Below are 20,996 nucleotides of genomic sequence, written 5' to 3' on the forward strand. Positions count from 1 at the left end.
CTAAATGTGGTTTTAAATCGACCTCTATCATCATTATTTGCCCTTTTGTATTTCTCCTATGAGGTGAAACAAAAGGGATGTATGAAAGAAGTTTAATATTTAAAACCACAAATAGACGATTTTTTTAATTACGCTTCAAAATCTACGACTTCTTGGCACACTGTCTTTTGCTCAGCTCGGTCAACTTCTTTTGTCGCTTCTCGTGCGTCTTTTAACAAATCTTTGAACTCGGCATCTTGCTGCAAGCTTTCAAGTGAAGCTGATTTGTCAGAATAGCCACTTAAATAAGACGCTATGATGGTTTTAATGTTCTGGTCGAACTGGGCATTTTTACCGATCAATTTTGGACACATTTCGATCAGCACTTGCGCATTGGCGATATCATCTTTGATCAATGCATTTGCTTCTTGAACTGAAACCGCTTCATTTGCATAAATTGCTTGCGCTGTTAAAAGTGAGAAAGCAACCCCAAAAACTCGAATAAATTTAGATAAATGTCTCATGATTGTATAAATTTCTAATACTATGAAGTAATAAATATATATAATTCAATGAATAATTCAATTGAAAAAACTGTGTAGTAGACGGGCTATTGACATGCTATCAATACATGGTTGAAGTAGCAGCAAGCGCGAATGAGAGAGACTGGATTTTAGTGAATATTTTAATTGCAAATGATGATGGTGTATTCGCACCTGGGCTCCAAGCTTTGGCTTTAGCATTAAAACCTTTGGGCCGAGTTGTTGTGGTTGCCCCTGAAAGTGAGCGGAGTGGTTACTCAAGTGCATTAACCTTAGATCGTCCTTTACGTCCTATTCAAATTTCCGAAGATGTTTGGGCGGTAAATGGCACACCTGCGGATTGTGTTTATTTATCGACCAATGGGCTTTTTGATTTCGAATTTGATCTTGTGGTTAGTGGTATCAATAATGGAGCGAATTTGGGTGATGATGTTTTATATTCAGGCACTGTGGGCGCAGCGTTTGAAGGGCGATTAATGAAGCATCCTGCTATTGCGGTATCACTCGCAGGAGCAAATGTACGCGCATACGACCACCCTCAACAATATGCACAAGCAGCACAGTGGGTGCATGATTTTATTGCTCAAGGCTTGCCAATTTTACCACCACGTCATATTTTCAATATTAATATTCCTGATGTTGAACTGATCAAAGGGACTCAAATCACCTATCAAGGGCGCAGGGCGCAGTCTAAACCGATTAGTAGTCATGTTGACCCACGAGGGCGTCAAGTCTATTGGATCGGTCTTGCAGGTGAGGCAGTAACTGATCCTCAACAAGCTTCGAGTCAGATTCAGTCAGACTTCTTTGCTGTTTCAAGTGGATATGTCAGTGTCACACCTATTCAAATGGATGCAACCAATTACACAGTGTTAGACAATTTGCATAATCATGTGAATGGTAAATAACTTGAATGTTATAACTTTGTGAAGATCGTGCGTGAATGCTCGTTTTTTCTCACTTTTTTGGTACTCTAGGGCGCAAATAGATTAAGGATTTTTCGATGAGGGCGAAGATGCACTTAAACCATGTCTCGATTTTTCAATCACAAAAAATGATCAAAACAATCGTATTGTCTATGGCGGTTGCAACAGCGGCTGTTGTAACAGGTTGTGCATCTAAACCACAGGTGAGCGGTGGTGCAAGTTATACACACGCACCCAACTATTATACTGTTCGCTCTGGTGATACTTTGAGTGGTATCGCAAATCGTTATGGCATGAATTATTTAGATATTGCTGCGCTCAATGATATTGCGCCGCCATATCGAATTTATGTCAACCAATCATTGCGCTTGAAAGGTTCAGCCGCGCAGCGGACTACATCGACGCAAGCAATGGCGCAAACAGCTCCGATTCAGCGTCAAAGTGTCAATTTACCTACCCAACGACCTGTTACCCCACCAACCCAAACAGTTACACCACCGACCCAACGACCTGTTGTTCCAGTCGTGCCTGTCAACCCTCCATCTACTTTAGCCTCTGGCTTACGTTGGGTTAAACCATCAAATGGCCCAATTATTCAAACTTTTAATTTGGCAAGTAATGTAAAAGGCACACGTTACGGTGGCAATGTAGGCGATCCAATCTTTGCTGCTGCAAATGGTCAAGTGGTCTATGCTGCGGATGGCTTGAAAGAATATGGTAATTTGGTCTTGGTTAAACATGTTGATGGATATATTACTGCCTACGCCCACAACAGCAAAATGTTGGTCAAGAGCGGCGACAATGTGACTGCTGGACAAAAAATTGCAGAGATGGGTTCTTCTGGGGCATCACGTGTCATGTTGGAGTTCCAAGTACGGTTGGATGGTAAGCCAGTTAACCCAGCAACAGTACTCCCTAACTAGTTTCATAACGTAAACAAACCCTCAACAAATTGTTAATAATCTCTAGTCTAACAATAGACTTCTCTGTATACTTATTATGTTTGCTTTTATTAGAACAATAAGCATATTAATAAATTGAGAGGGAAGTTTATGTTAGATCAATTGCGTGCAATGGGGGTTTTTGCTTGTGTTGTAGAGAAAAGCTCTTTTAGCGGAGCCGCCCGGGATTTAGGAATAACAACAAGTGCGGTCAGTCAACAAATTCGTTCATTAGAACAAGAAATGGATGTCACATTACTTCATCGCTCAACACGAAAACTCAGTCTTACAGAGGCTGGACAGGCATTCTTTTTTAGTTGCCAAGAAATGTTGGCTGCGGCTGAGCGTGGCAAAATTAGAATCAATGAGTTGCGTGATGATTTGGTCGGCGATTTACGTATTGCAACTACGCCTGAGCTAGGTGCATTACATGTCGTTCCAGCACTTTCTCATTGGATGTCAGCGCATAAGGGTCTAGCTGTTCATTTTGAAGCAGACCATCGCTATATTGATTTGATTGAAGAACGTATTGATATTGCGATACGTATGAGTTTAAAAGTCGATGATCCTCAACTAACGATTGTTCCTTTAGCGCGTGTCGATCAGGTTTTAGTTGCATCACCTAGTTATTTGAACCAAGCATCTTCAATTACTCATCCGCAAGATTTATGTCATCATGAATTATTGCCCATCACTTTGATGCAAAACTTTCAGCACTTTTCATTTCGTCATGGTTTAAGTGGTGATGTCGTGAATGTTGATATGAAAACACGTTTAGGTACAAATAATGTTTTTGTCGCGAAATCACTGTGTCAACAGGGGCTTGGGATCGCGCGTATTTTATATATGGATGTTCAAAAAGAACTGATCAGCGGTTCATTGGTTGAAGTCCTACCAGATTGGCAACTACCTGTTTATACCTTACAAGCACTCACATCCAAGCGGGAACAATATCCAGTAAAAGTACATCGTTGTATTGATGCACTTAAACAATATTTTGCCCAATTGCCAGGTGGACGTTCCTTACAGGGTGTTGCTTAAGGCTGTTTATATTTAGGGTCTGTTGACATTTCATAGACCCTAATCGATTCGAGATTTAAAAAGCCATGCTCCTCAAGGGAACATGGCTTTTTCTTTATTTACATCGCTTTTTAGCGAAGGATTTAAGGGTTTTAGTCTCGGCTAAAACCTCCTCAGATGCTTTAGTTGTACTGGTGTCTTTCTTGCTTTTTTTTCGCTTTTTCTTTTTCTTTGGTGTTTCATCCTCAACGGCATCACCATCTTCGATCGCTTGCCAATATTCCAGTTGTTCCATTACGGCAGCATAGATGGAGTTTTTACTATATCTGCCTTTCTTGTCTAATGTCCCCACTGGGCGCGCCATTAAGATCTCTAAGGCTTGATCAATGGTATCAATCGCATGTACATGGAATTGACCCGCTTGAACAGCCTCACTTACGTCTTGACGTAGCATCAGATGTTGCATGTTTTGGCGTGGAATAATCACCCCTTGTTTGCCAGTTAGACCTTGCAACTTACATGCATCATAGAAGCCTTCAATTTTGGCATTGACACCACCAATGGGTTGAACTTGGCCAAGTTGGTTCATCGACCCTGTAATTGCCCAAGATTGATCAATTGGGATCTGGCAGATCGCCGAGATTAAAGCTGACAATTCCGCAACGGTGGCACTGTCACCATCGACTTGTCCATAGCTTTGTTCAAAAGCGAGTGCGGCAGAGAAATGTAGAATTTGCTCACGCCCAAAATGTGCTTTGAGGAAACTAGACATTAGCAACACACCTTTGGCATGAAGTGAGCCACCTAACTCTACGCTACGTTCAATATCCAGAATATCGCCGCCACCTTGGTAAACTGAAGCAGTGAGGCGAGAAGGCAAGCCAAATTCAACATCAGCGTAGTGAATTACGGAGAGGGCATTGATTTGACCTAGACGATGTCCTGAGGTTTCGATCAATTGCGTGCCACGCGATAAATCTTGCCAGTACAGCTCACGGAGATAGCCCAAGCGATATTGGCGATGATGCAGGGCTTGATTGACGTGATGATTGGTGACTAGCTTGTCATCCGCTTTAAAGGCATGGTGATGGGCTTCTCGAATGAGATCACCAAGTGTTGAAGCATGTAATGACAAGGAGCTTTGATCTTCAGCTTGGCGACTAGAGTCTGTCAACAATGCGGCCAACGCAGAACGATCAAAGGGCAATAGCTTATCTGCTTGAACATAGTCGGCGATCAATTGCATGTAAGCCTGTTCGTTACTGTCATTACGTTGTAATGTATCGGTGAAGTCAGCACGAATCTTAAAGACACTACCAAGCTCAGGCTCTATTTCTAAAATTTCATAATAAATTTCAGGTTCTGCCAATAAAACCACTTTAATATCTAAAGGAACTGCCGCGGGTTCAATCGAAATGCTACCCGTTAAAGTCAGCATGTGTTCCAAAGACGAAAGCTTGAGTTTTCCTGATTTTAAGGCACGTTTTAAACCTTGCCATGCATAAGGTTGTTCAAGTAAATGCTCAGCTTCGAGTAATAGAAAACCACCATTGGCGCGATGTAGTGAGCCAGGACGAATTAAAGTGAAATCTGTGGTAATGGTGCCATTATGGGTTAACTGTTCGACATGACCCAATAAATTATAATGGGTTGGGAAGTCTTCAAAAATGACAGGCGCACCACTGTTTGGCTTGTTTGATGTAATTACATTTGCTTGATAGCGCGCTGGCACGCGATTGAATAAAGCAGGGGTAAAATCATCTTCCTCTTGTTCTAAAATAAGCTCAACATTATTAATAATGTCATCAGCATATTGTTTTAAATATTGTTCGAGATGTTCGACCTCTTTATGTCGGCTTAGAATCTGGTTGATCCGTGGCATCACCACTTGTGTTGCAATATCACGATTTAAAGTCGAAACTTGATCTCGCGCATCATCTTCTAAATCACCTAAATGTAGACCTAAACGGTCTAATTTTTTCTCCATATAGCGGAGATTTGATTTGATATCAGCTCGTTCTTGGCTAGTGAGTGTGTTTAGGTCATCTTGAGTTAACTCGTGATATTCATCATTCTTGAGTAACATCGGAATAAAGACATGTTTGTCATTACGAGAAATGAGCTTTAAATCGAGTTCTTCACCTTCTTTGGTGAGTTCAACCAATGCCTGTTGTTGTACCTCACCTGTGTCTTGGCGGATGCGCTCAATACGATTGTGATAACTTTCTGCGCTAAAGCGACGTTCCAATTGCTTTAAGCTGATTTGCCATGCTTGTTGTAGTGCATTTTGGAACTTTGTACCTTGACCCGCAGGAAAACGCAAAGCAAGCGGCTGTCTTGGGTTTTTGAAATTATTAACATAGACCCAATCATCAGGAGTCGGCATGGTTTTGGCGTGTTGCTGTAGTAAACGTTTAATCATGGTACGTTTACCCAGTCCTGCTGTGCCCACTGCAAAAATGTTATAACCCGAATAAGGGAGTGAAATCCCAGCCTCAACTGAAGCACGCGCGCGATCTTGACCTAAAAAGTTATTCAGCGGTTTTATGCGTTTAGTCGAGCTTGGGATTTTGGCTAAATCTGGAATATGCGTTAGTTGGTCAGCGCGCAAAGCTGTATTTGTCAGTGTTGGTTGTATGTCGGGTTGTTCAAAAGCATTTGGAAAAATATTGGTATTTGCTTTAATCGTGTTTGTTGGTGTTAGAGATAAAGTTGTTGCAGTCATTTGGTCGAGTTTTTGGGTCACTATTGCTATCCAACAAAGAAACGAAAGTTAAGTAATTAAAGGTATACAGTTTTGGGTCTAAAGATCAAGCGAACTTGTGTTTTTTATCGACAAAACAGAATAGGGTCTGTTGACATTTCACAGATGCTTGCGACAGAGGACATTTTTTAGGCGGTACAAGGCATGTTTTGTGAAATTTAGTCATTCTAAATAAGCGAAGCATAACGCAGTAACGGCAAAAAATGTCCATGTCCTCGAGCTTCGCCTTGCTCTGCGATCAAAGCAGTGCTTTGATCTTGCTCAGGGTTATGGCTAGAACTGCCTCAAACTTCGTTATGAAACTTGACAAGGGAGTTGCCATTGCCTACGTTTCATGCCTTGTTTGAGTGGTTTTAGCCGATAACGCAATGCATAGCTGAAATATCAACAGACCCTAATTATTGCATAAAGCAACTTGCAAGCTGAGGCAAGAAACGATTGAATAGGCACATTTGAACATTTTGGAAAATAATAAGCAATGACGACTCAAGCCTCTGGTTGGGCGGCTGCATTTAAAGCATTTTTAGATCGCCGTGCGCTGATTATGTTTTTTCTTGGTTTTTCAGCAGGTATACCGATCCTTTTAATTTTTTCTAGCTTATCTTTATGGCTAGGAGAGGCGGGTATTGATAAAACTGCGGTGACTTTTTTTAGTTGGGCGGCATTGGGCTACTCATTTAAATTTGTTTGGGCGCCATTGATTGATGAGTTGCCAGTTCCATTTTTGACCAAAACATTAGGTCGTCGCCGTGCTTGGCTGTTGATTGCACAATGTCTCATTATTTGTGCGATTTGTATTATGGCTTTTTCTGACCCTGCACTGGGGCAAAGTTATTTAATTCAAATGGCAGCAGGTGCTGTATTGTTGGGTTTCTCTGCGGCAACTCAAGATATTGTGATTGATGCATATCGTATTGAGTTGGCTGAAACAGAAATGCAAACAGTATTGGCATCGACTTATAATGCTGGCTATCGCATTGGGATGATCGTTGCAGGTGCAGGTGCTTTATTCTTGGCTGCTTATTTGGGTACAGCTAAAGGCAACTATATCTACGAAGCTTGGAAATATACCTATTTGACCATGGCTGCTGTCATGGTGATCGGGATTGTAACCACACTGGTCGTACGTGAGCCACTAGTCAATCGTATTTATAAAAACTATAAGAAAACAGATTATTACCGTTTGGTGTTTGTCTTTTTTATCGCAGTCGCCACATTTGTGCTGACTTATATCTATTCTGGTCAACTTACACAGGCGTTGATTCAAGCAACAGCGATTAAAGACACAGCAGCATTATTTGGCTTAGAAGCGTTGAGGTTTTTAACAGCCACTGCCTGTGCTTTATTGATTGGTTTTGGACTGGTCAAAATGGGTGTTGTAAATCAACAGATGGCGAAAGAAACATGGGTTGCACCGATTCTAGATTTCTTTAAACGCTATGGCGTGAAACTCGCGTTGGTGCTGTTATTGCTGATCGGCTTCTTCCGAATCTCTGACATTATCGCAGGAGTGATTTCCAATGTGTTCTATCAAGATTTGAACTTTAGTAAAGAGCAAATTGCTGAAGCAGTTAAAGTTTATGGTGTCTTGTTTAGTTTAGTTGGTGGTTTCTTAGGTGGTTTGCTGGCACAACGAATGAATATCATGAAGTTGATGTTTATCGGTGCAGTGCTAGCAAGTTCAACCAATTTGATTTTTATTGGCTTAGTAAAATCTGGAAAACCATTAGATCAGGTTCATGTCCAAGTCGGCAGTCAGTCTTATCAAGTACCAACGGATGAAGTGGGTTTCTGGAAGTTACAAGTGCCACACGCTGTTTTGAGTGAAGCGAACAAAGTTGAAGTTACTGCATCTTATCTCGATAAAGTGCATGAAAAACCGATCTCGATTTCACAACCTTATTTGGTTGGAGATGCACAAAAACCACAAATTCAGATGTTGCCCATCACTAGTAATAATGAAATCACTCTACATGAACAATCGGGTAGTATCGTTGTGAGAGGACAGTATTTTGGTGAGCCATTAACCGCGACACAAAAAATTGTGGTTGATTTGGATGGTCAAAATTTTGATGCAAAACTAGATCGAAATGGTGTATTTAGTACCGTAATTGAAGCGAAACAATTGCTTTCTTCACCATCTAAGCAGCTTGATGTTGCGGTGTTGGATGGTGATCAGTCGATATTATCTATATCGCATGGTTATCAGTCGAATACTAACCACAGCGTCGGAAATGAACTTGATGTGAATATTGATCCTTTACCACTGATTAATCCTCAGTCTACTCAAGATGTCGAAATCAAGGGAAAAGTCATCAAACAGTATAGTTCTTTGTGGTTGTATTTTGCGATTGTGGTGGATAATCTTGCTGCTGGTTTGGCTGGTGCAGCATTTATTGCGTTCTTATCGAGCCTAACAAGTGTTTCTTTTACAGCGGTTCAATATGCTATTTTTAGTTCATTAATGACATTAACACCGAAATTATTGGGTGGCTATTCGGGCACGATGGTCAGCAATATGGGCTACCCGAATTTCTTTTTAATGACGACTTTGATTGGGGTTCCAATTTTAATCCTTGTGGTTTGGGTTGCAAAGCTGTTACGCGAGCATGAAAAACCATCAACACAACAGACAGGTGAATAACGATGCGCATGTTACATACGATGCTACGTGTAGGTAATTTAGAACAATCTTTAAAGTTCTACACTGAGGTACTTGGTATGAAATTGCTACGCCAACGCGACTATGAAGAAGGGCGTTTTACCCTTGCTTTTGTTGGCTATGGCGATGAAGAAAACAATACCGTACTTGAGTTAACTCACAATTGGGATACTTCGAGCTATGAGCTTGGTAATGCTTATGGACACATCGCGATTGGTGTGGGAGATGCTTATAAGGCATGTGAAGACATCAAAGCGCGTGGCGGAAAAGTGGTGCGCGAAGCAGGCCCGATGAAGGGCGGTGTAACGGTTATCGCTTTTGTTGAAGACCCAGATGGTTATAAGATTGAGTTAATTCAACAGGATCAAAATGCACGTAATAACTAATTTGAATTCATCTTAAGCTGAAGATTTCTCATTTAAAAGCGCTAGCATTATTTATATAGCCCAGTATGATATGTCGATCAAATGGTCAACAATATTGTATTGGGCTTTATTGTACTTAGTGGGTGAGTAGGAATAAGATATGTTCAAAATTTTGGCACTGGATCGTTTTACATTACTCTTGGTTGCGATGGTTGTACTTGCAACATTTTTACCAGTTTCAGGCCAGATTGCATCTTATTTTAATATTCTCACAACAGTTGCTATCGCGATACTTTTTTTCTTGCACGGTGCAAAGTTGTCGCGTGAAGCTGTGGTTGAAGGCATGCTGCATTGGAAAATGCATGCTCTTGTCTTTGCGTTTACCTTTCTACTTTTCCCTGCAATCGGCCTCATGGCCCGACCAATCTTAGAGCCGCTTTTGGGACAGCAGTTGTATTGGGGTTTTCTGTTTATGTGCTTTCTGCCATCAACAGTACAATCTTCGATTGCATTTACCTCGATGGCCAAAGGCAATGTCGCAGGTGCTGTGTGTAGTGCATCATTTTCCAATATCATTGGTATGATTATTACGCCTATTTTAGTCAGCTATTTTATTCTTGGACAAAGCCAACATGGTTTTGATCCAACCCAGTCAATTATTCAAATCACACTATTATTATTGGTCCCATTTATATTAGGTCAAATATTACGCCCTTATATTTTTCCTGCAATGCTCAAACGACCAAGTCTGGTCAAGGTCTTTGATCAAGGCTCTATTTTAATGGTGGTTTATGGGGCGTTCAGCAGTGCCGTAGTTGCTGGTCTATGGCAGCAAGTCAGTGGTTTAACCTTATTGTATTTAATACTTGCATGCTCAGTTTTGCTCACCATTGTGATGTTGTTAGCCTTGTATGTACCGAAATGGCTAGGATTCAATCAAGCGGATCAAGCGACAATTTTCTTCTGTAGTTCAAAGAAGACTTTGGCGAGTGGGGTGCCTATGGCGCAAATCTTATTTATAGGACAACCTCTAGGTATGATTGTGTTGCCAATTATGATCTTTCATCAAATCCAGTTGATGGTTTGTGGGATAATTGCCAATCATTGGTCGAAAACAAGACAAGAATAATTCGCTAAATCTATTTAGTTGGCGTATAATGCTCGGCACTTGTTGGCTTTGCTCTGACCTTTAGAGTCTCGGTGAGTCAAAAGAAATGGTCTGTTGTGGTGTTGATCTGCAAGTGTAAAACACTTTGCTTTCCTCATTTTGAGAGTGATCAATTGCGATAACAGCTTAAGCCTTTCTTACTAATTAGGAGCATCGAGCATGCGCGCCGATATTCATCCAAAATACCAAACTTTAGTTGCTACTTGTTCATGTGGTAACGTTATTGAAACTAAATCTGCTTTAGGTAAAGAAACGCTTTATCTTGACGTATGTTCAGCTTGCCACCCATTCTATACTGGTAAACAAAAGAATGTGGATACTGGCGGTCGTATCGACAAATTCAAACAACGTTTTTCTGGTATGTCACGTTCTATCAAACGTTAATATCAAGAAAACAAAAAAACGGGCAATATGCTCGTTTTTTTGTGTCTGTATTTTCTAAATCTCTCTCAACCTTCCTGTTAAAAAGAGAGGAGAAGTCCCCCTTATCAAAGGGGGATTCTAAAAGTATTTAATAGATCAGTATTACATGCTAGAGGGGGGTTATTGATCTTGTACGTCAGTTAAGCGATCAAGTTTCTTCTGAAAGTAATTGCCTTGTAAGAAACGACTCTCTACATTCCATGCATTTGCAAATAAGTTCATGTCATTTAATTCATTTAAGAATATTTCAACAGGTTTCTGGGCAATGAAATGCAGTACTTTTTCTTGTAAAGCGACCATCTCTTTATCTGATGCGAGCATTTTTGATAATGTCGGGTGAAAACTGACGTATTGGGTGTCAATTTGCTGAAGAATCGTATCGCTATAAATAGAGTTGCCAAAACCACGAATAGCAACTTCAGCACCATATTGGCGAAGTAAAGCGATTTGCGGCTGTGCCTGTGTTAGGTTCTGTTGCAGAGCTTGCTCGGAGAACTGCAAAATAATTGGATGGGCTTGTTTGCTTCCAATAATGGTCAATAATTTTGCAACTAATTCAGGAAGCTTTTTATCACTCAATAGGATGTGATGGTTCAGATTGATAATCAGTTTTGCTTTTGGATATTGGGTAATGAAATTATGTAATTGTTTACAAGCTTCTACCAATATCCAGCGGTCTAATTGAACGGACAGCTCAGGATCATCTTTTAAATCAGCAAGATCGCTTAAATCCTGCCATTGGTTATTATGTATAAACCCACTGGAAACTTCGTAGGTATGGGTGTATTGATCTTGTTTGTCATAAGTTTGCTGATATTTTAGATGAATATCACCTGTATCTAACTTCTGTTTCAGCTCTTGTAATAGGCTGATTTGAACTGTTTTAGGGATATGTTCAGTGGTTAAACCGATATTGGTATCAATCTTCGGCGTGTTAAAGACAGGTAGCGCCAGTAAGAATGCTTTAGAAAGTATGCGTTCAAAATGAGCTTCGTCAGGAATCTGTTTGGTTAGTTCACAATAGCCCAGTTTTAAATGTAATGGGAAGTTGTATTGTTCAGTGATCAGTAGTTGTGGCTTTTGCAGACCGTTCAAACTAATCAATAACGAGTTCAATACCACTTTAGATTCTGCTTGGAATAAAGCCACATAAAGCGCAGTATCGACTTGATATACAGGAACGCTCACTTGTTCTTTAATGAAGTTTGGAATATTGGAGAAATAGGCTTTTGTCGCGTGCCAATCCTTTTGAAAAACTTCATTTGGACAGTTATTTAGACTAAAGAGTACCAGTGCATTTGAATTGGCTGGGTGGTTTGTGAGTTGGCGGTTAATCTGTTGTAACGCATTAAACAAACTCGAACTCTTTTCAGTTGCTATGGTACTTGGAAGCGTAGCAGCTACAGATAGTTGTGTTGTCTCACATTCAATATTGAGTTGGATTTCATCTTCATTGCCAGAAGGGAGGAACTCAAGGTGTAGCGGATTATTTTTTATGACTGGATTCTGAGTAAGTAGTTCAAAGCGCGCTTGTTCAAACTGACCCTGTGAAATTTTCTTGAAACGTAACTTGAACTGACTCAAATCTTCAGGTTGTAAAACATCAAGAATCGGTAAACCAACTAGATCGTCTGCAGTGTCAAAACCAAATAGCGTTGCGTATTCAGCATTTACTTCGATATGAATGCCTTCTTGTAAGATCGCAACGGCTTTGTGGCTTTCTGCAACTAAAGATTGGGCTTGGGTTTGAGCTGCTTCTAATTCACTTAATAAACGATGCTCAGCTTGAACCAAACGACTGTAGGAAAGTGTGCGAACGATGTTGATGTAAAACTTTTCTGGCGATTCGAGATTCAAGACATCATAAATACCTTTATGAATATAGGTCTGATATTGTTCAGCCTGATAATCATCTGGCTCAAGTAATAAAACCGGTAAGCTAGGCTGTGCTGAGGCTTGAATGAGCGATAGGGTTTGTTCAATTTTTAAATCGTATGCACGACCAAAAATTACAATATCCCAAGCTAAGTTTAGTTGCTTTTCAAATGCTTTAAGGTCATCAAGTAGGGTTGCTTGAATTTGATGATCTTGAGCCGCAAATAATGCCGAAATTTGATTATACCGTAATTGATTATCATCAATGATGAGTAAACGAGTTTCAGTCCGTTTTAGTTTTTTAGAGAGTAAAGAATTTCTCACTTCAATGCTTCCCATAAGTCTTGATCAATTTTATCCATATTTTTTTGTGCCATAAATCGACGAAGAACAGGTTGTTCTTCATCATTTAGTAGTTCAAATTCGAACTGAACAAAACTTTGGGTAATGAGTTGCGCGTTTAATAAATACACTTTGACTTCCTCTTTCCCCAATCTTAAATGAACAGCTTGGTGTTCCCGAAAAATTTGCGAACCTGGTAATATTAAAGTTGTTTTGGTTTCATCCAAATTTTGGTTTTTTAATAAAAGTGCTGGATGGTAATTACTGATATGCAGATCGGCTTGGATGCGTGCAGCACAAGGGAAAATTTCTTGCGCTAGTACTTCCAAACCCAGTTCTAAGCTTTTCTCCGAGGACTGTTTGAGCCAGCGAATCACACCCCCACGCCAATGTCCATGTGAGGTTTCTTTGACGAGAATATATTCACCTGTTCTTAAGTTCTTGGGTGCGTCTCCAGACCACTTAATACGATAACCATTGACACTAATATCCAATATATCTGCCTGATAGACCGTTTTGCTCTCACGGTTTAAGCGCTGAATCGCAGATTCTTGGTTTTCTGTGGTGTTCTTTTTGTCCCAAGCCGACATGAACCTTGATTCATTCTGTAGTCCATAACTATGATCTAAAAACAATGTTTCTGAAAAGTTCTTTGCTTTGGAAAGGTAAAAATGTGCGGTCAAAAGACCAAAACAAATATGCAGCTGAGCGTTATATTCATAACGTTCATGGCGACGCTCTGCGATGGTTCCTAAAATCGTCTGCACATGAAATTTTAAAGCAGGGGTGAGATAGACCTTTTCATTTTTGGACACGTATTCCGCATTTTTATGTAGGGTGGCCGTGACATGATCCAATAGGCTATGCGTACTAATAAAAATATTTGGTAGAAAACCTGAACTTTGCTTTTTATTATAAATCGGTGGGTGATCTTTGCTTGTGTCGACCACATATTTGGTTAAGTCTGTTTCTTTGGGTAGAATTTGAACCATCTTCGCCCAATCAAAACTACACTGGAACAGCGCTTGTATTTCAGATTGGCGAATTTGATTGGTATTAAAAATATCCATCAAAATGAGTTGGGCGTAGGCTTGAGAAATATTGCCTAATGAACTCGATGTGCCGTGAACTTGATCTAAGTTGGTATGGTGATATCTATGTGTAACAGCGGCATCATAGAGTTGATGTGCGATGAGCCATTGTCCTGCAACGGGTTCACTATACAACATATGTTGTTGGTATAAGAGTTGGGTCAGTTGTTGTAAAGACTGGAACGTTGCCAGTGTTCTTGCGGTCTGCAAATTCTTCTTTTGATTGAGTGCAAATATCGAGAACTTCTGCTGATCTAGCTGTTCATTGCTACGACGAACAATATTGATATAAACCGCTGCAAAGTAGCAGCGTAATAGCATCGCGAGTTCAATGATATGTTCATTGCGATCAGAGCTAATCACGCCTTGATTGAAAAAATTCTTTTCTAAACTGCCTAAAACATTTTCGATGGTCGGGTGTAACACTTGGACTAAGTCAAAACGCAAAGTCTCCGAACATTCTAACTCGCTGAGTTCTAATAAAGCGGCAAAGAGTGCTTTGGATGTATCACCCAATTGCATGATGGATAGATTGGAAATCCATTCATTCAAACTTTTGGTGTTTGTGTCACAAAAACTCAGTTTGTCCCGTCTTAGTACAGTTGGAATTTGAAAAATATCCGAAAAAGCTGTGTTCATCATTGTGTTATCAATCTCAGAATGTTTGAGCCCCAAAAAGCGGTGTTTTATTTTTTTCGCCCGCAATTTCCCTCACAAGTTTTGGAACTAAATATCCCGGTAAACTTGCTAATACATCACTGTATATATGGTCTATCTCTGAAGACCTTAAATCAAAATGTTGAGCACCTTTGACTTTATCTAAAACATGCAGGTAATAAGGCATCACTCTTGCTTCAAATAAACGGCTACTCAACTCAGTCAACGTTTTTGCAGAATCATTCACACCTTTGAGTAAAACCGCCTGGTTTAACACGGTAATATGATGTAATGATAACTGTAATAACTTTGAGCAAGTGAAATCATCAAGCTCAGCTGCGTGATTTGAGTGTACCACTACTATTATGCGTAGCCTACTGTTTTTTAAAATAGAAATCAGCTCTTTATCGACACGGTTGGGGATAACAATCGGAACGCGTGAATGAATTCTCAGTATTTTAATTTGAGGGAGAGATGCTAGACGTTCTAGCCATAAAGCGAGTTTTCGGTTGCTGAGGGTGAGTGGATCACCGCCACTTAAAATGACTTCATTGATCTTTGGATTTTGCTCAATGTACTGCTTAATATTTATCCAATCATCATTTTTAGGCAGATTTTCTTGATATGGAAAATGACGGCGGAAACAATAGCGACAGTGAATCGCACATGCGCCCGTTAAAGTGAGTAAAAAGCGTGATTGATATTTGTGTAAAACACCTGCCATTTGGTTGGCGGCTTCTTCACCTAATGGATCTGTAACGAAGGCTGGATGTTCTTCTAGTTCTAAATGATGCGGTAAGACTTGTAGTAGGAGCGGGTCTAAAGGATCGCCTATGTTCATTTTCCCGACGAATGCACGAGGAACACGTAATTTGAACTGCTCAGAGGCGAGGATTGCCCCAGATAATAACTGTTCGGTAGATAGCTCAAGCAGATTTAACAGCTCTAAAGGATCGGTAATTAGATCACTGAGTTGTGATTGCCAGTTTTTCTCTTGATGTAAATAGTTTATCATGCCATACGTAAAAATAGTGTGAGGACTACGCCTGTGTGTTGTAGTCTAGCATTAATAAAGTTGAGTTTTAAGTTTGGAGTGCGCCTTTCATGGCCTATTATTCTACAAATGATTTTAAAGCAGGCCTTAAGGTTATGCTTGATGGTAACCCATGTTCAATCATGGAAAATGAATATGTAAAACCAGGTAAAGGTCAAGCATTTAACCGCGTAAAATTGCGTAATTTACGTTCTGGTAAAGTATTAGAAAAAACGTTTAAATCAGGTGACTCTTTAGAAGCGGCTGATATTGTAGAAGTTGAAATGGATTACCTCTACAACGATGGCGAACTATGGAATTTCATGGATCCTGTCTCTTTCGAGCAAATCGCTGCAGATAAAACTGCAATGGGTGATGCTGCGAAATGGTTAAAAGACGACTCAAATGAAAAATGTACCATTATGTTATTTAATGGCGTACCTTTGACCGTTAACCCACCTAACTTCGTGGTTCTTAAGATCATTGAAACTGATCCAGGTGTACGTGGTGATACTTCTGGTGGTGGTGGTAAACCTGCCAAATTAGAAACAGGTGCGGTAGTACGTGTTCCATTATTCGTACAGCAAGAAGAAAGCGTTCGTGTAGACACCCGTACTGGTGATTATTTAGAACGTGCATAATCGAATCTAACGATAAGATTATCGAGGGGATGATGAAAATCATCCCCTTTTTTAATGCCAAAGTATTAGATAAATCAACTTTTAAAAACGATAAACTTACGAAGATATTTCCGAAGAGAAAATATAGGTATGGAAAGCCATGTAACAACTAACGAAAAGTTATGTATTTGAGAGGTTCTGAATGGAAACAACACAAACAAAATCATCGCTTCCCTCCAAACTTTTATGGAGTTTGGTTGCCATTGTAGGCGCTATCTCATTTGGGATACTCGCAGTGAGTCGAGGTGAACATGTCAATGCAGTTTGGCTGGTCCTTGCAGCGGTCTGCGTGTATAGCATTGCTTATCGGTTCTATAGTTTATTTATCGCAACTAAAGTTTTTGAGTTAAACCCTAAACGGTTGACCCCAGCGCATCGCTTGAATGATGGTCTGGACTATGTACCAACCAATAAATACGTTTTATTTGGTCATCACTTTGCCGCAATTGCAGGTGCAGGGCCGTTAGTTGGACCTATTCTAGCTGCACAAATGGGATATTTACCCGGAACAATTTGGCTGTTAGTGGGTGTGGTCATCGCAGGAGCGGTGCAAGATTTCTTGGTGTTATTCATCTCTACCAGACGTGACGGTCGTTCATTGGGTGAAATGGCAAAACAGGAATTGGGCACTTTTGCTGGTGTGATCGTCATGCTGGGTACCTTAGGCGTGATGGTGATTATCCTTGCTGTATTGGCTTTAGTCGTGGTTAAAGCACTGGCAGAAAGTCCATGGGGGGTATTTAGTATTGCGGCAACCATTCCAATCGCACTGTTCATGGGCATATACATGCGCTATCTGCGCCCCGGGAAAATTGCAGAGGTTTCGATTATCGGCTTTGTTCTGATGATGGCGGCAATTGTATTTGGTGGCGATGTTGCAAAACATCCTTATTGGGGTGAGTTTTTTACCTTAACTGGAACGCAGCTAACGTGGGGACTGATTATTTATGGCTTTATTGCCTCAGTGTTACCCGTTTGGTTGTTACTGGCACCACGTGATTATCTCTCTACATTCCTTAAAATTGGTGTGATCGCAGGTCTTGCAGTCGGTATTTTATTTGCGATGCCTGAGTTAAAAATGCCAGCAGTGACGCATTTTGTTGATGGAACAGGTCCTGTTTTTTCTGGAAGTTTATTTCCTTTCTTATTTATTACCATTGCTTGTGGTGCGATTTCAGGTTTCCATGCCTTGGTTGCGTCAGGCACAACCCCAAAACTGGTGGATAACGAAGTCAATATTCGTGTGATTGGCTATGGCGGTATGTTGATGGAATCATTCGTCGGTATTATGGCGATGATTTGTGCTACTGTTTTAGATCCGGGTATTTATTTTGCGATTAATGCGCCAGCAGCTGTTTTGGGAACAAGTGTTGAAACTGCTGCGGAAGCAGTACGGAATTTAGGTTTTGTGGTAACCCCTGAAATGTTGACCGTTTTGGCGCATGAAGTGGGGGAAAGCTCGATTTTATCGCGTACAGGTGGCGCACCAACTTTTGCAATTGGTATGGCACATATCATCTCGGAAATTTTTAATAATCGTTCGATGATGGCATTTTGGTATCACTTTGCGATTTTATTTGAAGCTTTATTTATCTTAACAGCGGTAGATGCGGGTACACGTGCATGTCGTTTCATGGTGCAAGATACGGTGGGTATTGTTGTTCCAGCAGTGAAAAACTCAAGTTCATTCGTTGGGAACTTAATCGGAACGTTTGTTGCGGTTGCAGGTTGGGGATACTTTGTCTATCAAGGTGTAGTTGACCCTCTAGGTGGTATCAATTCTTTATGGCCTTTATTTGGTATCGGTAACCAGATCCTTGCTTCCATGGCATTGATTTTAGGTACGGTTATTCTATTTAAAATGAAAAAAGAAAAATATGTTTGGGTTACGATTGTACCGACTGTTTTCTTGATCATTACTTCAATGACCGCTGGATGGCAAAAGATTTTCCATGACAATCCTAAAATTGGTTTCCTTGCTCAAGCCAATCGTTTCTCGGATGCGATTGCACGTGGTGAAGTACTTGCACCTGCAAAATCAGTGGCTGAGATGCAAACCATTGTATTGTCAAATCAGATCAATGCTGGGCTGTGCGCGTTCTTTATGATTGTTGCTATTGTGATGATTATTGCCTCGATTGGTGCGATTCGAAGAGCCTTGGCAAGTCCAACACCAACAGCCAATGAAGCACCTGCGGTATATACCGAAACGCCGATGACTGCAAACAGTATCAAAGGAGAGTGATGATGGATTTTAAAATTGCTCGTAAAGGAAGTGCAGTGATTGTGAAGATCATTAAATTCACCATCATGTCGCAAAAACATTTGTTATTGTCACCAAAAAACTGGTCGAAAATCGCGGTTTTATGGCAGCATTTGCAACAGAGTTTTCGTTTAATGGTCGGTGTCCCTGACTATGAAAATTATGTGCAGCATATGAAAACACACCATCCAGATTTAACTCCGATGGATGCTAAAACTTTTTATCGGCATTGTGTGGATTCGCGCTATCCAAGTGCGGGTGGTGGGATGAAGAAATGCCCTTGTTAGAAATAGAAATTATTTGATTTCTTTGAAAAAAATCTAAAACAGTGTATGTTGATTCATACACTGTTTTATTTTTGGGGGATAGAATAATGTGGGGTCTGGAAAAAGTTTCAGTTCAAGAAAACAATCAGCAAAATCAAAAAATACAACAAGATATTCAGCAGTACGGGCATAAGATCGAAAGTTTTTTGCTTGAAGTGAATCAGCTTATTCTGGATAAACCACAACAAACTAAATTGGCGCTGACCTGTTTATTGGCAGGTGGTCATGTGCTGTTTGAGGATTTACCCGGACTTGGAAAAACAACATTAGCCAGTGCATTGGCACGCTTAACAGGTTTGCAGTTTCAACGGATTCAATTTACCAATGACATGCTCGCAAGTGATGTGATTGGGATTAACATGTTTAATCAAAAAGAACATTTATTTGAGTTTAAAAAAGGGCCTATTTTCACGCAAATTTTGCTGGCCGATGAAATCAATCGTTGTAGTCCAAAAACCCAAAGTGCCTTATTGGAAGCAATGGAAGAAGGTGCGGTCACCGTTGATGGGGTGCATTATGAATTGCCACAACCTTTCTGGGTCCTCGCCACACAAAACCCACTATTTCAAAGTGGGACATACGCATTGCCAGAGTCGCAATTGGATCGCTTTTTAATGCGTTTATCGCTCGGTTATCCATCACGCCAAGCTGAGAAATTACTCTTACAACAAAGTTCTCGTCATGTGCTGATTCATCAGCTAGCGGCTGTATTTGATCAAGCCGATATATTGCATTTGCGTTTATTGGCTCAGCAGATATTTTTAAGTAATGCCGTCTTAAATTATATTTTAGATTTGGCTGCTGAAACACGTAAACAACGTCATGGTCTGTCAACGCGCGGTGTATTGGCGCTCAAAGCGGCTTCACAAGCACATGCATTGGTTGAAGGTCGCAGTTTTGTGACCACAGACGATGTACAAGCTGTTTTTGTGGCTGTAGTAGCTCATCGCCTAAGCTTGACCGAAGTGGAGGCAAAACAAATTTTGCCATTGGTTGATGTGTTGTAATTGAGGATAGATGCATGCGAAGTCGCTTCAAGCCTCAGATATTGCAATGGATATCTAAACGATTTCAGATAGAGCACAGCAAAACATTCTTACAAAAAGACATTTTAGTTTTTGTTTATACACAGGGCTTTTTATATCTTGTTTTGATCTTAATTACTTTTATCGCTGGCATTAACTATGGCAATAACTTGATTTTAGGTTTTTGCTTTTTAATGAGTGCAATTTTATGCGTCAGTTTTTATTTAACATTTAAACAGTTACATGCTTTACAGGTTGATGTTGTTGCCACTGAAGTCGGACAAGTGGGGCAGGTTTTAATACTCAAACTTATTCTTAAACAGAAATCGAATGCAGCTCGATATTTACGGATTCAATGGCAAGAACAAGAGCAAAATCTTTATTTAGATCAAAAGCAACAAAGTTTTGAACTGTATTTCTTCCCACAACAACGTGGCGAATATTCTTTTGATGCGATAAAAATCTATTCGACTTATCCATTGGGATTGGTTCGCGCTTGGAGCTATTTATATCTAAAGCAAAAAGTGTGGATTGCACCGAAAGCTTATGATTGGCAAAAAGAACATAAAAATCAGCCAAGCAATGCCAACGATCGTTTGGATGAATTTCGTGAACTGAGAACTTTTCAGCAAGGGGATTCTTATCAAAATGTGGCATGGAAGCAAGTCGCGCGAGGACAGGGTTTTTTTATTAAAATGTTTGAAGCCCAAGCCAATCATCAATATTTAGAAATTGATTATCAACAGATACCTGCACAAAGTCATGAAGAAAAATTAAGTTTTATGATGGGATTGATTGAGCAGTGTGAACAGTTTGGCGATGATTATGCCTTGATTTTGCCACATGCCAGATTGAAAAGTGGACAAGGCTCATCTCAGTTGATTCAAGCAAAACTTTTACTGGCGCAGGCCTAA

General features: G+C 40.3%; 17 protein-coding genes. 12 read left to right on the forward strand and 5 right to left on the reverse strand.

Annotated features, from left to right (window positions below; genetic code table 11):
- Positions 1 to 128 precede the first annotated feature (128 nt).
- Positions 129 to 503, reverse strand: a complete 375-nt coding sequence (locus F903_RS08365; protein ID WP_005196220.1) for an MCR_0457 family protein — start codon at positions 501 to 503, stop codon at positions 129 to 131.
- 152 nt (positions 504 to 655) lie between these two features.
- Here F903_RS08365 and surE point away from each other — a divergent pair, with 152 nt between their 5' ends.
- The 3 genes from surE to F903_RS08380 all read left to right on the forward strand — a co-directional run bounded on the left by surE (position 656) and on the right by F903_RS08380 (position 3,429).
- Positions 656 to 1,429: a 5'/3'-nucleotidase SurE gene (surE, locus tag F903_RS08370; RefSeq protein ID WP_034595122.1), complete on the forward strand. Its 774-nt coding sequence runs from the start codon at positions 656 to 658 to the stop codon at positions 1,427 to 1,429.
- A gap of 107 nt (positions 1,430 to 1,536) precedes the next feature.
- Positions 1,537 to 2,370 (forward strand): peptidoglycan DD-metalloendopeptidase family protein, encoded by an 834-nt coding sequence (locus tag F903_RS08375; protein ID WP_005196225.1) that lies wholly within the window; start codon positions 1,537 to 1,539, stop codon positions 2,368 to 2,370.
- A gap of 129 nt (positions 2,371 to 2,499) precedes the next feature.
- Complete coding sequence (locus F903_RS08380; RefSeq protein ID WP_005196227.1) at positions 2,500 to 3,429, forward strand: LysR family transcriptional regulator; 930 nt, start codon at positions 2,500 to 2,502, stop codon at positions 3,427 to 3,429.
- A 94-nt stretch (positions 3,430 to 3,523) separates the two neighbouring features.
- On the opposite strand, the gene F903_RS08385 is transcribed toward F903_RS08380, so the two are convergent.
- Positions 3,524 to 6,154, reverse strand: coding sequence for a Lon protease family protein (locus F903_RS08385; protein WP_005196229.1), 2,631 nt, complete (start codon positions 6,152 to 6,154; stop codon positions 3,524 to 3,526).
- 496 nt (positions 6,155 to 6,650) lie between these two features.
- On the opposite strand from F903_RS08385, the gene F903_RS08390 reads away from it, so the two are divergent.
- From F903_RS08390 to rpmE, 4 genes are all read left to right on the forward strand, one after another.
- Positions 6,651 to 8,816: an AmpG family muropeptide MFS transporter gene (locus tag F903_RS08390; RefSeq protein ID WP_005196230.1), complete on the forward strand. Its 2,166-nt coding sequence runs from the start codon at positions 6,651 to 6,653 to the stop codon at positions 8,814 to 8,816.
- A gap of 2 nt (positions 8,817 to 8,818) precedes the next feature.
- Positions 8,819 to 9,220 carry a lactoylglutathione lyase gene (gene gloA / locus F903_RS08395; RefSeq protein ID WP_005196233.1) on the forward strand — a complete coding sequence of 134 codons (402 nt, stop codon included), beginning with the start codon at positions 8,819 to 8,821 and terminating at the stop codon, positions 9,218 to 9,220.
- Between the two features lie 139 nt (positions 9,221 to 9,359).
- Positions 9,360 to 10,328, forward strand: a complete 969-nt coding sequence (locus tag F903_RS08400) for a bile acid:sodium symporter family protein (RefSeq protein ID WP_005196235.1) — start codon at positions 9,360 to 9,362, stop codon at positions 10,326 to 10,328.
- A 198-nt stretch (positions 10,329 to 10,526) separates the two neighbouring features.
- A complete protein-coding gene (gene rpmE, locus F903_RS08405; protein WP_004671881.1) occupies positions 10,527 to 10,751 on the forward strand; it encodes a 50S ribosomal protein L31 in 225 nt (74 codons plus the stop codon).
- 159 nt (positions 10,752 to 10,910) lie between these two features.
- On the opposite strand, the gene F903_RS08410 is transcribed toward rpmE, so the two are convergent.
- The 3 genes from F903_RS08410 to epmB are packed head-to-tail and all read right to left on the reverse strand — an operon-like array spanning position 10,911 to position 15,770.
- A complete protein-coding gene (locus F903_RS08410) occupies positions 10,911 to 13,004 on the reverse strand; it encodes an EAL domain-containing protein (protein ID WP_005196238.1) in 2,094 nt (697 codons plus the stop codon).
- The gene (locus F903_RS08415; protein WP_005196240.1) at positions 12,986 to 14,740 is read right to left on the reverse strand and encodes a hypothetical protein; all 1,755 of its coding nucleotides are present in this window, start codon (positions 14,738 to 14,740) and stop codon (positions 12,986 to 12,988) included. The genes F903_RS08410 and F903_RS08415 overlap by 19 nt, the downstream gene beginning before the upstream one ends.
- A gap of 13 nt (positions 14,741 to 14,753) precedes the next feature.
- Positions 14,754 to 15,770, reverse strand: coding sequence for an EF-P beta-lysylation protein EpmB (epmB, locus tag F903_RS08420; protein WP_005196241.1), 1,017 nt, complete (start codon positions 15,768 to 15,770; stop codon positions 14,754 to 14,756).
- A gap of 89 nt (positions 15,771 to 15,859) precedes the next feature.
- On the opposite strand from epmB, the gene efp reads away from it, so the two are divergent.
- The 5 genes from efp (at position 15,860) to F903_RS08445 (ending at position 20,996) form a co-directional block, all read left to right on the forward strand.
- A complete protein-coding gene (gene efp / locus F903_RS08425; protein WP_005196243.1) occupies positions 15,860 to 16,429 on the forward strand; it encodes an elongation factor P in 570 nt (189 codons plus the stop codon).
- Between the two features lie 181 nt (positions 16,430 to 16,610).
- The gene (locus tag F903_RS08430; protein WP_004671875.1) at positions 16,611 to 18,713 is read left to right on the forward strand and encodes a carbon starvation CstA family protein; all 2,103 of its coding nucleotides are present in this window, start codon (positions 16,611 to 16,613) and stop codon (positions 18,711 to 18,713) included.
- Positions 18,713 to 19,018 carry a YbdD/YjiX family protein gene (locus F903_RS08435; RefSeq protein ID WP_171065222.1) on the forward strand — a complete coding sequence of 102 codons (306 nt, stop codon included), beginning with the start codon at positions 18,713 to 18,715 and terminating at the stop codon, positions 19,016 to 19,018. The genes F903_RS08430 and F903_RS08435 overlap by 1 nt, the downstream gene beginning before the upstream one ends.
- Positions 19,019 to 19,104: 86 nt before the next feature.
- Positions 19,105 to 20,064 carry an AAA family ATPase gene (locus tag F903_RS08440; RefSeq protein WP_005196247.1) on the forward strand — a complete coding sequence of 320 codons (960 nt, stop codon included), beginning with the start codon at positions 19,105 to 19,107 and terminating at the stop codon, positions 20,062 to 20,064.
- Between the two features lie 14 nt (positions 20,065 to 20,078).
- Entirely contained in the window at positions 20,079 to 20,996 is a 918-nt protein-coding gene (locus tag F903_RS08445; protein ID WP_005196248.1) for a DUF58 domain-containing protein, read from the forward strand.

The organism is Acinetobacter sp. NIPH 298 (assembly GCF_000369505.1).
GTDB lineage: Bacteria > Pseudomonadota > Gammaproteobacteria > Pseudomonadales > Moraxellaceae > Acinetobacter.